Here is an 11,832-nt window from a genome sequence, read left to right on the forward strand (position 1 = left end):
GTTCGCGAGCCCTCACCCTAACCCTCTCCCGCGAGCGGGAGAGGGGACAGGATGGGTTGTCTTGAAGCGTCATGGCCTTCGTTTCAGATCTCTTGGATTGGATTGATGTATCGACCCTTCGCCCCACCCACTTTCCCGGGCGGGCACCAGCCGAAGGCCTATGGTGATCAATTCCGCACCGGCTTACCGGTCTGCAACATTCCCATGATCCGCTCCTGCGTCTTCGGGTGATCGAGCAGCGCGCAGAAGTGCTTGCGCTCCAGCGCCATCAAATACTCTTCCGTCACCATCGACCCGGCATCGACATCCCCGCCCGTCACCACATCGGCAATCAGCGAGCTGATGTGATAGTCGTGCGCGCTGATGAAACCGCCATCGCGCATGTTGGCGAGCTGGCCTTGAATGGTCGCCTTGGCATTGCGACCGGCCACCGGGAACAGTTTCTTGTGCGGCGCGCGATATCCGGCATCGAACATGGCCCGGGCTTCGGTGATCGCCACGTGCAGCAATTCGTCCTTGTTGGGAACAATGGTGTCGCTATCCAGCAGATAGCCGAGCTTTCGCGATTCAATCGCGCTCGTGCCCACCTTGGCCATCGCGGCGTTGGTAAATCCGTCTTTCAGGAAGGCGAAGATGTCCGCGTTCGCATTGCCGGCCGCTGCCATTTCAGCCGCGCGCCGAGCGATGTAGGTCAAGCCGCCGCCGCCGGGGATCAGGCCCACGCCGACTTCGACCAGACCGACATAGGTTTCCATCGATGCCACGCGCTTGGCCGAAGCCACTGCGATTTCGCAGCCTCCGCCAAGCGCGATGCCGCGCATCGCAGCCACCACCGGCACCGTCGCGTAACGCACGTGCAGCAGGGCATCCTGCAACCTCTTCACCTCGGGCAGGATGCCCTTGCCGCCGGTCTTCATGAAGACCGGCATCAGCGCTTCGAGGTTGGCGCCGGCCGAGAACACGTCGTCCGGTGACCAGATCACCACGCCCTTGTACGACTGCTCCGCGATCTCGACTGCCTTCAGCAGGCCTTCGATGACCAGCGGGCTGATGAGGTGCAGCTTGGCGGTGATGCTCGCGATGACGACTTCGTTGTCGAGCGTCCAGACACGCACTTCGTCGTTCTTGAAGAGCTCAGTGCCCGCCTGCAGCGGCGACACAGACCCGTCTCCCACCAGCGCCTCGGGGAAGCATTGGCGCTGGTACACCGGCAGTTTGCTTCGCGCGATGTACTTGTTCTGCGACGGGCTCCACGACCCATCAGGCGTATGCACACCATCACGGCCGTCGAACACCCACGCGGGGAGCGGCGCCTTGCTCAATGCCTTGCCGGCATCGATGTCGGCCTTGACCCACTCCGCCACCTGCTTCCAACCCGCCGCCTGCCACAGCTCGAACGGGCCCTGGCTGGTGCCGAAGCCCCAGCGCATCGCAAAGTCGACTTCGCGTGCGGACTCGGCGATGTCAGCGAGGTGCACCGCAGCGTAATGAAAGCCGTCGCGCAAGATGGCCCAAAGGAACTGCGCCTGTGGGTTGGTCGATTCACGCAGCAGCTTCAGACGCTCCGCAGGCGCCTTCTTCAGAATGCGCGCGATGATCTCGTCGGCCTTCTTGTCGGCGGGCACATAGTCACCCGTGGCAGCGTCGAATCGCAAGATGTCCCGGCCGACCTTCTTGAAGAAGCCAGCACCGCTCTTCTGACCCAGCGCACCGGCGTCGATCAGCCTGGTCAGGACGTCAGGCGTCGCGTACGAGGGGAAAAACGGATCGTCCGCGAGGTTGTCCTGCAGCGTCTTGATGACATGCGCCATCGTGTCGAGACCGACAACGTCGGCGGTGCGGAAGGTGCCGGAGCTGGCGCGTCCGAGCTTCTTGCCGGTCAGGTCGTCGACCACGTCATACGAAAGACCAAACGTCTGCGCTTCCTTCATCGTGGCCAGCATGCCCGCGATGCCGACACGGTTGGCGACGAAGTTCGGCGTGTCCTTGGCACGCACGACGCCCTTGCCCACCGCGCTCGTCACGAAGGCTTCGAGCTGGTCGATGACTTCTGGCTGGGTCGTCGGCGTAGAGATCAGCTCGACGAGGTACATGTACCGTGGCGGATTGAAGAAGTGAATGCCGCAAAAACGCGGCTTGATTGTTTCAGGTAGAACCTCTGACAGCTTGGTGATCGACAAGCCCGAGGTGTTGGACGCGACGATGGCATGCGGCGCGAGTGCCGGCGCGATCTTCTTGTACAGGTCCAGCTTCCAGTCCATGCGCTCGGCGATTGCCTCGATGACGAGGTCGCATTCCTTGAGCAGGTCCAGGTGTTCATCGTAGTTGGCCTGCTGGATCAGTGCTGCGTCTTCGGGCACGCCCAGCGGCGACGGCTTGAGCTTCTTCAAGCCGTCGACAGCCTTGGTCACGATGCCATTCTTTGAGGCCGCGGAAGCTGGCGCCCCTGCGCCATCCTGGACCTGGGCCGGCAGGTCGAACAGCACCACAGGCACCTTGACATTGACGAGGTGGGCGGCAATCTGCGCGCCCATCACGCCGGCTCCGAGCACGGCCACCTTGCGCACGGGGAATCGATTCATGGTCTTTCCTTCGTTTGAAATTGTCGGGAACTGGTCACTCAACGCGATCCACGTCTAGAGGCCGAGAGTATTTCAATCATGTGGGCGTTGCGATTGGGTCGGAGTGCCAGCATTGCATCAGAACAGCGATTCCTCAATGTCCATCATGGGCTTGGCACCTGCACGGGCCGTGCGGATGAGCGTCGCAGTTTCGGGCAGCAGCTTGGCAAAGTAGAAGCGCGCCGTATGCAGCTTGGCCTTGTAGAACGGATCGCCTGAATCCAGCTTGGCAAGGGCCACCTTGGCCATGCGCGCCCATAAGTATGCAAACACCAGGTGGCCGCAGACACGCAGATAGTCCACCGCGGCGGCACCCACTTCGTCGGGATTCTGAAGGGACTTCATGCCGAGTTCGGTCGTGAGCTTGGTCACCTTTTCGCCGATGTCGGCCAGCGGATTCACGAACTCCTGCATAGCCTCGTTCGTGCCTTCTTCTTCCACGAAGTCGCGAACGAATTTGCCGAACTTTTTCAGCTTCGCGCCGTTATCGGCCAGGATCTTGCGACCCAGCAGGTCCAGCGACTGGATCGTGTTGGTGCCTTCGTAGATCATGTTGATGCGTGCGTCGCGCACGAACTGCTCCATGCCCCACTCGGCGATGTAGCCGTGACCGCCGAAGACCTGCAAGCAATGCGAGGTCGAAATCCAAGCGTTGTCGGTCAGGAAAGCCTTGACGATCGGCGTGACGAGCGCCACGAAATCCGCGGCGTCCCGGCGCTCTTCTTCATCGGTCGATGAGAGCTCCTTGTCGAGCATCAGCGTGGTCCAGATACCAAGTGCACGGCCGCCTTCGGCGTAGGCGCGCGCAGTCAGCAGCATCTTGCGAACGTCCGGGTGGACGATGATGGGATCAGCGGGCTTGTCCGGCGCCTTCACGCCCGACAGCGAGCGCATCTGGATGCGGTCCCGGGCGTAGGCAACGGCGTTCTGATACGCCACTTCCGTCAACCCCAGGCCCTGCATGCCGACGCCAAGCCGAGCCGCATTCATCATCACGAACATCGCGGCCAGACCCTTGTTGGGCTCACCTACCAGCGTACCGTTGGCCTCTTCGAGCACGATCTGCGCCGTGGCATTGCCATGAATGCCCATCTTGTGCTCGAGGCCACCGCAGTAGATGCCGTTGCGCGAACCAATCTTGCCATCGGGCATGACGTTGTACTTGGGCACCACGAAGAGGGAAATTCCCTTGGAGCCGGCCGGCGCGTCTGGCAGGCGCGCAAGCACCAGGTGGACGATGTTCTCGGCCATGTCGTGTTCACCGGCCGAGATGAAGATCTTGTTGCCGGTGAGTTTGTAGCTGCCGTCGGCTTGCGGCTCGGCCTTCGTGCGAAGCAGACCAAGGTCGGTCCCGCAATGCGACTCGGTCAGGCACATCGTGCCTGTCCATTGGCCGCTCGTGAGCTTTGGCAGGTACAGCTTCTTCTGCTCGGGCGTGCCGTGTGCATGCAGCGCTTCGTACGCGCCATGCGACAGGCCGGGGTACATCGTCCAGGCCTGGTTGGCCGAATTCAGCATCTCGTAGAAGCACTGGTTGAGGACGTGCGGCAAGCCTTGGCCGCCATACTCCGGGTCGCACGACAGCGATGGCCAGCCACCGTCGACGTACTGCACATATGCTTCTTTGAAGCCTTTTGGCGTCGTCACCTCATGCGTGGACTTGTCGAGTTTGCAACCTTCCTGGTCGCCAATCTGGTTCAGCGGCGCCGTGACCTGCGCGGCGAACTTGCCGCCTTCTTCGAGCACGGCGTTGATGGTGTCGGCATCGATCTCGGCGTGCGCGGGCAACTGCTTCAATTCGTCGACGACGTTGAGCAGTTCATGCAACAAGAACTGCATGTCGCGCAACGGAGGGGTGTACTGAGCCATCGTGAAACTCCTTGAATGGAAGCAGGAAATAGGAAAAGTGGTGTGCGGATCAACGGGTCTTGGTGCGCCTTTGGGGGGCTGCGCTCTTGGCGCCTCTCAGGACCTGGATGCCTGACGGCGTGGCGTAGTCGCCGACCAAGCGCTCGAAAGCGGTACGCACGCGGTCCAGCGCGCCCGGGTTGCGAAGGAAACGAGCGTCATGGTGCAACGCGAGAATGAATCCGTGCAACTCGAACACAAGTTGCAGCGGATCGATATGGGGCTGCAGATGCCCTTCTTCGACGGCGAGGATCACGGCCTTTTCGAGCGCCGATTGCCAAGCCAGCACCATGGTCGCCAGCGCGTCGCGCACAGGGCCCGGGCGATCGTCGAATTCGACAGCACCACTGATGTAGAGGCAACCTGAATCGATTTCCATGGACACGCGGTGCACCCAGCGGTGAAACAGCGCCTTCAGGCGGGGCAAGCCGCGCGCTTCGCGCATGGCCGGAAAGAACACCTCCTCTTCGAACCTGCTGTGATATTCGCGCACCACCGAGATCTGGAGTTCTTCACGTGAGCCGAAGTGGGCAAAGACGCCAGACTTGCTCATCTGCGTGACTTCGGCGATCGCGCCGATGGACAGACCTTCGAGGCCCATGTTCGCAGCAAGCACGAGTGCGGCATCAAGAATCGCGGCGCGGGTCTGCTGGCCCTTTTGCAACGTGCGATGCGGGGCTGCGGAGTCGCGAATCGATGATGCGTTGTTGTCTGTCACGGCGAAGACATCGGCGTTTGGGGCTGTGAAATCGAACGGTCGTTCTATTTTGCAGACTTTCCGAGTCGACAGGCTTGTCTCCAGTGGATTTTTTTGGCATGCGGCTCAATATCGATCGACTGTCACGGGTTAACCCGATAGCGTAATGAAGCGTGTTGGCCAGTCGCCCTGCAAGGTCTGCGCCTATTGAGTACGGCGCATGGATTGGATTACTCTTCGTGCAAGGAGTTTTGCACGTGGAAGTTCTGCAACTCGACATCTCCGGTAGGCCTCAATCCTGGATTTCAGAGAAAGAAGCAGCCTGCATTTATGCAAGCGACGGCATTGCCTGGACGCTTGGCAACCCCTTCCATGTCTTGCGCGGGGGCACTCAAAAACGTACCGGCATGCAATCGCGCATCGAGGTGCATCCGATCATCGCTGTGCGCGGGACCGTTCCAAGTCGCGCATGGCGGCAGACTCCTGCCTTGTCGAACCCCAAGCTTTTCGTACGCGACCGTCACGTTTGTGCCTATTGCGGTGATCACTTCCTCATCGAGGACCTCACGCGCGAGCACATCACGCCGACCTCGCGCGGCGGATACGACACCTGGATGAACTGCATTACCGCCTGCCGCCCGTGCAATGGCCGCAAGGGCAATCGGATGCCTGAAGAGGCCCACATGTCGCTGATGTATTTGCCCTATGTGCCGAGCCTGCACGAGGACATGATCCTGCGCGGACGCCGCATCCTCGCCGACCAGATGGAGTTCCTGCTGGCCAGCGTTCCGCGACACAGCCGGCTCCACGGCTAGATTCCTCACTGGACAGGTTTCTGTGGCTTTACAAGCTCCAAGTGCGTTGAACTCTTTTATTAAAGTACGGTTCAATATCCGGGTGTCCGTCAACGGGCGCCACTGTTCTTGCATTCGCTGAAGAATCCCCCCTGGAGACACCCATGAAGAAGCCGCTACTCGTCCTGTCGCTTGCCGTCCTGGCCGCCTGCTCTACCACCAGTCCCGATGTCATCCAGAAGGGTGACGCTCAACGGCTCTCCCAGGTTCAGGATGCCACGGTGTTGTCAGTGCGACCTGTGGTCGTCGAAGGCAACCAGAGCGGCGTCGGTGCCGTGGCCGGAGGTGTCGCTGGCGGCGTGGCTGGGTCGACTGTCGGCGGTCACCGTGAAGGCGCTGTGGTCGGTGTGCTGGGTGCCGTGGCCGGTGCCGTCGTCGGCAACGCGGTGGAGCGCTTCGGCACCCGCGAACAGGCCGTCGAGATCCTGATCCAGCTTCGCAATGGTGAGCGCCGCGCGATCGTGCAGGCCAAAGGAAATGAGAACCTCGTTGCCGGCGACCCGGTGGTTCTGGTCACCACCGGCGGCAAGACGCGGGTGACGCGCGCCCCGGCAGTTGTTCAGGCAGCGCCTCGAAGCTAATCGCTTCTTCCTCCCTTGAAGAACGCGCCCCTGTGGCGCGTTTTTTGTTGTCCCATCATCTTCGGGATGACTGCCAAACATGGGGATTGAGGCGCTGCAAGCCCTGTGATGTACTGCGCGCCCTGCCCCAAACGAACGCACGAGGCGCCGCCGCATCCGCACGGCCGCCCTCGGGGAAACGACATGGTTGACCTGGTAACCCTCAAGCTACGCGGCGCTCCGCTATCGCTGGACCGCCTTCCACGCGCTTTCGAGGGCAGTCAGCGTTCCGCGGCCAACGCACAGGACGATCCGTTCCTGCCGCGCGGCCTGCTCAAGGTCGACACGGCCCACGACTTGTCGAGTGGCGCCCGATCCAGCGACGCGGGCCGCATTTCGCGCGACGTTCGCTCGTCGGTCGGACAGGTCGTGGTGATGGAACTCCCCGAAGGCATCACCGTCGTCACGCATCCCGAAAATCTTCGCGAGGCGATTCGCCGGGTCGATCCGAACGCCATCGATGCTTCCGGCGCCATCGTCTTCGATTCCGCCTTGCGCGCACGCGGTGCGGCGATGCGCGGCAGCCTGGGCGATGCGATGTCGGAGTGCCTCAACTCCATCGTCTCGCAGATCTACACCGTGACTGTGGGACAGGTCGCCGACCCGATCATCGACGCTGCGAGGCGCAAAGCCTGCGAGTGGCTGGGCCAGAAATCTGAGGAGAAGACCGAGCAGTACGCCGAACTCGGCGTGACCTGGGTCGGCACCAAGGCCTTGATGTGGGCCATCGAAAGCAAGCTCAAGCGCGACCCGGGCCTGTACCGATGGGTCAATGGCGAACTCACCGAACGTTTCGAAGCCGGCGACAAGAAGCTCGCAGCCCAGGCAGCGGCCGGCCCATTCCTCGTGATGATCCACGGCACCGGGTCGAGCACTTCGGGCAGCTTCGATGCCCTGCAAAGTGCATCGCCCTCCTATTGGCGCAGTTTCGAGGACCGCTTCGGCGACCGCGTGCTTGCCTTCGAGCACCGCACCCTGTGCGAAAGCCCCGCGGAGAACGCGTTGCAATTGGCACGGGCACTGCCCGAGGGCGCACGGATTCACCTCCTTGCCCACTCGCGGGGCGGGCTGGTCGGCGACCTGCTGTGCCTGGACGGTTTCGACGACCTCATTGACGGCTATGCGCTCGACGGCATGCAGCTCGGCGAGGCCGATCCGGCCGAACGCGAACGCATCCGTGCCGAATTGGCGAAGGCCTATGCCGAGCAACGCAACACGCTGCACGAGCTCTGCGCCGAATTGAAGCGCAAGAAGATTCGCATCGAGCGCTACGTCCGCGTTGCCTCGCCTGCGCGCGGGACGCGGCTTGCATGCGGCAACTTCGACGTCTTCCTGTCGTCACTCCTGTCGTTGATGGGTTGGGTGCCGACTTTCAAAGGCAACCCCATCTACTCCGCCTTCAAGCGCGTGGTGCTCGAGATCGCCAAGAACCGCACCAAGCCCAACCTCGTGCCCGGCATCGAAGCGATGTTGCCCGGCTCGCCGATGGCGCGCTTTCTTGCGCGAGCCAAGGTGCAGGATGGGGTCAAGCTCGCCATCATCAGCGGCGACATAGAGGGCGGCGGGTGGCTCAAGCAGCTAGGCGTTTTCTTCACCGACTACAACTTCTTCGGAAGCGTCGACAACGACCTCGTCGTTGACACTGATTCGATGACCGCCGGTGTCGCACGCCCCGAGACAACGCGCGTGCTCTTCGATCAAGGCCCCGAGGTCAACCACTTCCGCTACTTCACCAATGACTCCACGCGAACCGCAATAAGAAGTTGGCTGCTGGAAGCATCGGTCGATCAAATCGAGGCTTTTCGGCCCTTGCGCGGCATGGACGACACGGCCGCACCAACAAGAAGTGTGCGAGGCATGTCGGCGTCGGTGATTCCGACACCCGTGACCGTGCTGCTGCCCGGCATCATGGGCTCGCACTTGCGCATCAATGCGCGCGAGCGTGTGTGGTTCGACGTCGTGTCGCTCGCCACAGGCGGCCTTTCAAAAGTCGCCATGGCCGCGGGCAAGACGGACAAGATTGAAGCCGAGGCCATCTCCGCGCAGCTCTACGGCGATCTGAACACGTACCTCGGCACCAGCCAGCGTGTCGTGCCCTTTCCCTACGACTGGCGCCAGCCGCTCGACGTGTTGGCCGACAGGCTTGCCGTCGTCCTGCGCCAGCAACTCGATGCGACCCGATTGCGTTTGCAGCCGGTGCGGCTGCTCGCGCATAGCATGGGCGGCCTCGTCGTGCGCGCGCTGGTGCACAAGCACCCTGCCTTGTGGGATGAAGTCATGTCGCGCGATGGGGCGCGGCTCGTCATGCTGGGCACGCCCAACCAGGGCTCGCACCAGATGGTCGAAGCACTGATCGGCAAGTCCGACACGGTGCGCAAGCTTGGCGTGCTTGACACCGCACACGACCTGCAAGAGGTACTCGACATCATTGCCAGCTTCCCGGGTGCCTTGCAATTACTTCCCAAGCCAGGCTTCAAGGACACTGGCAATGACAGCAGCCGCGACTACTTCGACCCGGCCACCTGGGGCGCCTTCAAGAAGGACATGCGCGACTTCTGGTTCGGCGACGGCATCGCCGCCCTGCCCTCGGCCGCCATGCTCAAGCAAGGCCAATGGCTGTGGGCGCAGGACCGCAAGGCACCACCGGCATTGCCCGCGAAGCACGAGAAGAAGGTGGCCTATGTGTTCGGCTGCGCAGCCAAGACGCCCTGCGGCATCGTTCGCGAAGGCGAGCGCTGGAAGATGCTCGGCACACCGCGCGGCGACGGCATGGTGACTTGGGATTCCGGGCGCATCGACGGCATCGGGCAGTTTTTCTACATGCCCGCGGAGCATGGCGCTCTCGCCGACACGGAAGAGTATTTCGAATCGATCGCGACCCTGCTCGATCATGGTGAGGGCGGCCAGCTCATGACCGCACCGCCGTCGGTGCGCGGCGCCGACCCCGCCCCGCTCGTTGCGAGCTACGACGCAGGCCCCATACCCTACCCGACGGGCGCTGAAGCCGCGGCTGGTCTCTTTGGCGCAGGCAAGCGCGTGCGTTCTCGCGGGCGCCGTCAGGACGTGCTCAACGTGCGTGTGAAGGCGATGGACCTGCGGCAGGTGACCCGACCCATTCTCGTTGGCCACTACGAACAAGATGCCATCTCCGGGGCCGAGGCGCTGATCGACAAACACCTCGTGCACGGTGAACTCTCCGTGCGCCATCACCTCGGGTTGTATGCAGGTGCCATCGGCACGGCAAGCGCTGTCATGATCCACAGCAGCGCGCAGGAGCGCCAGCGCGGCAGCATGCGCGGCGCGGTGGTCGCGGGCCTGGGCAAATACGATGGCTCGCTCACTGTGAGCAAGCTGATCGAAGCCTTGCGCACGGCGTGCCTGCGCTACCTCATCCACGTGCTCGATAGCGGCGCCGTAGCCGCCGGCACTGAGAAGGCCGAAGGCGTGAAACTCGCGAGCCTGCTCGTGGGCTACAACTCGTCGGCCAACCTGAGCATTGCCGATTCGGTACAGGCGCTCATCCGCGCCGCGGTCGAAGCCAACCAGCATTTCGCGCAGACCACCGGATCGAAGCTGCGCATCTCATGCCTGGAAATCGTCGAGGTTTATCTTGACTCGGCCATCACCGCAACTTATGCGGCGCGCGAGATCGGGCAAAACCTGAACGCGGACAAGCGTGTGCCTTGCCGCATCGTCGTCGACCCTCTGCTGCACGAAGGCGAAGGCATGCGCCAGCGCCTCTTTGACGGGCGTTGCAATTCATACTGGCCGCGGCTCATGATCGCGGACGCGGACCGCAAGGATCCCGACTGCGCGCCCGCGCTGGCCGATGCAAAGCTCGGGCCGCTTCCACGCACCGCACTGGCCGAGCGGCTGCACTACCTCTACGTCGGTCAGCGCGCGCGGGCCGAGTCGGTGGTACAGCAGCGGCAGCCCGGCCTTGTCGAGAAGCTGGTCGAGCGCGAGGTCATGTCAATGGCCTACGACCCGGACTTCAGCCGCACGCTGTTCCAGCTTCTCGTGCCCTACGACTTCAAGGACGCTGCGCGGCAGATGCAGCAGATCGTCTTCGTGCTCGACAGCTACACCGCGAACTTCCCGTGGGAACTGATGCTCGCCGACGACAAGCCACTCGCCACAAGCACGGCAATGGTTCGTCAGTTGACGTCGACGCGATTCCGTACACGCGTGAACCAGACCATGGAGCGCCGCGCCTGCGTGGTGGGCAATCCTTCAACAGCAGGATTCTTCAGCGCCTTCCCAGATCCCCAAGTGCCTCACCAGGATTCGCTCGACGATTTGCCCGCGGCAGAAAAAGAAGCCACTGTCGTCACCGAATCGCTCGCGCGACACGGCTTCGACGTGGAGCGCACGATTGGCAGCAAGCACCGTGCGATTGATGTTGTCAATCGGCTGTACAAACATCCCTACCGTATCGTGCACATCGCCGGCCACGGCATGTACGACGAACGCGGAACCAATGACAGCGCACGCAGCGGGGTGGTTCTATCAGACGGCCTGTTGATCACCGCCGCCGAGATTGACGCGATGGAGGTCGTGCCCGATCTCGTCTTCCTCAACTGCTGCCATCTCGGCAAGATCGATCGGTCGCCGGTGGCATTCAACAAACTCGCCTACAGCGTCGCGCGGCAGTTGATCGACATTGGCGTGCGTGCCGTCGTCGTGGCCGGCTGGGCGGTAGAAGATGCACCAGCGAGTCTCTTTGCCGAGACTTTCTACGAAAGCCTGTTGGCCGACAACCTGAGCTTCGGCGAGGCGGTGTTCAAAGCGCGCCGCACCACGTGGCAGGAGTATCCGGCGAGCATCACCTGGGGTGCATACCAGGCCTATGGCGACCCGGCGTGGCGCATCGACCCGAAGTCCGAGGTCTCGCTGGCGGGCCTGCAGTCTGCATGGGGTGGCGTGTCGCCTGAAGAACTGCTGGACCGCCTCGAAAGCGAGAAGCAGGTCATCCAGCGCAGTGGCGAAACCATCTCGCGCGCGGAGGCCAAGCGGGTGGCAGACAAAGTGCAGCAGTGGCTCGCCGCAACCCCGCCCGAATGGGAATCGCGCCCCGACATCTTGAGCACCGCTGCCGGAGTCTTCGCCGACCTGGGTCCGGGCTACTTCGA

General features: G+C 62.6%; 6 protein-coding genes. 3 read left to right on the plus strand and 3 right to left on the minus strand.

Annotated elements, in window-relative coordinates:
- Positions 1 to 167: 167 nt before the first annotated feature.
- The 3 genes from AC30NL_RS12155 to AC30NL_RS12165 form a co-directional block, all read right to left on the minus strand.
- Positions 168 to 2,582, minus strand: a complete 2,415-nt coding sequence (locus AC30NL_RS12155; protein ID WP_489464263.1) for a 3-hydroxyacyl-CoA dehydrogenase/enoyl-CoA hydratase family protein — start codon at positions 2,580 to 2,582, stop codon at positions 168 to 170.
- 117 nt (positions 2,583 to 2,699) lie between these two features.
- Positions 2,700 to 4,490 carry an acyl-CoA dehydrogenase C-terminal domain-containing protein gene (locus tag AC30NL_RS12160; RefSeq protein ID WP_489464264.1) on the minus strand — a complete coding sequence of 597 codons (1,791 nt, stop codon included), beginning with the start codon at positions 4,488 to 4,490 and terminating at the stop codon, positions 2,700 to 2,702.
- A 49-nt stretch (positions 4,491 to 4,539) separates the two neighbouring features.
- Positions 4,540 to 5,247: a TetR/AcrR family transcriptional regulator gene (locus AC30NL_RS12165; protein ID WP_489464265.1), complete on the minus strand. Its 708-nt coding sequence runs from the start codon at positions 5,245 to 5,247 to the stop codon at positions 4,540 to 4,542.
- 236 nt (positions 5,248 to 5,483) lie between these two features.
- Between AC30NL_RS12165 and AC30NL_RS12170 the strand changes: the two genes are divergently transcribed.
- The 3 genes from AC30NL_RS12170 to AC30NL_RS12180 form a co-directional block, all read left to right on the plus strand.
- On the plus strand, positions 5,484 to 6,041 hold the full coding sequence (locus tag AC30NL_RS12170; RefSeq protein ID WP_489464266.1) for an HNH endonuclease: 558 nt from the start codon (positions 5,484 to 5,486) through the stop codon (positions 6,039 to 6,041).
- 143 nt (positions 6,042 to 6,184) lie between these two features.
- Positions 6,185 to 6,661: an outer membrane lipoprotein gene (locus AC30NL_RS12175; protein ID WP_489464267.1), complete on the plus strand. Its 477-nt coding sequence runs from the start codon at positions 6,185 to 6,187 to the stop codon at positions 6,659 to 6,661.
- Positions 6,662 to 6,844: 183 nt separating this feature from the next.
- Positions 6,845 to 11,832: CHAT domain-containing protein (locus AC30NL_RS12180; RefSeq protein WP_489464268.1), on the plus strand; the 4,988-nt coding region annotated here is incomplete at its 3' end.

Origin of the sequence: Rhizobacter sp., assembly GCA_021153565.1 — a bacterium.
Classification (GTDB): domain Bacteria; phylum Pseudomonadota; class Gammaproteobacteria; order Burkholderiales; family Burkholderiaceae_C; genus Albitalea.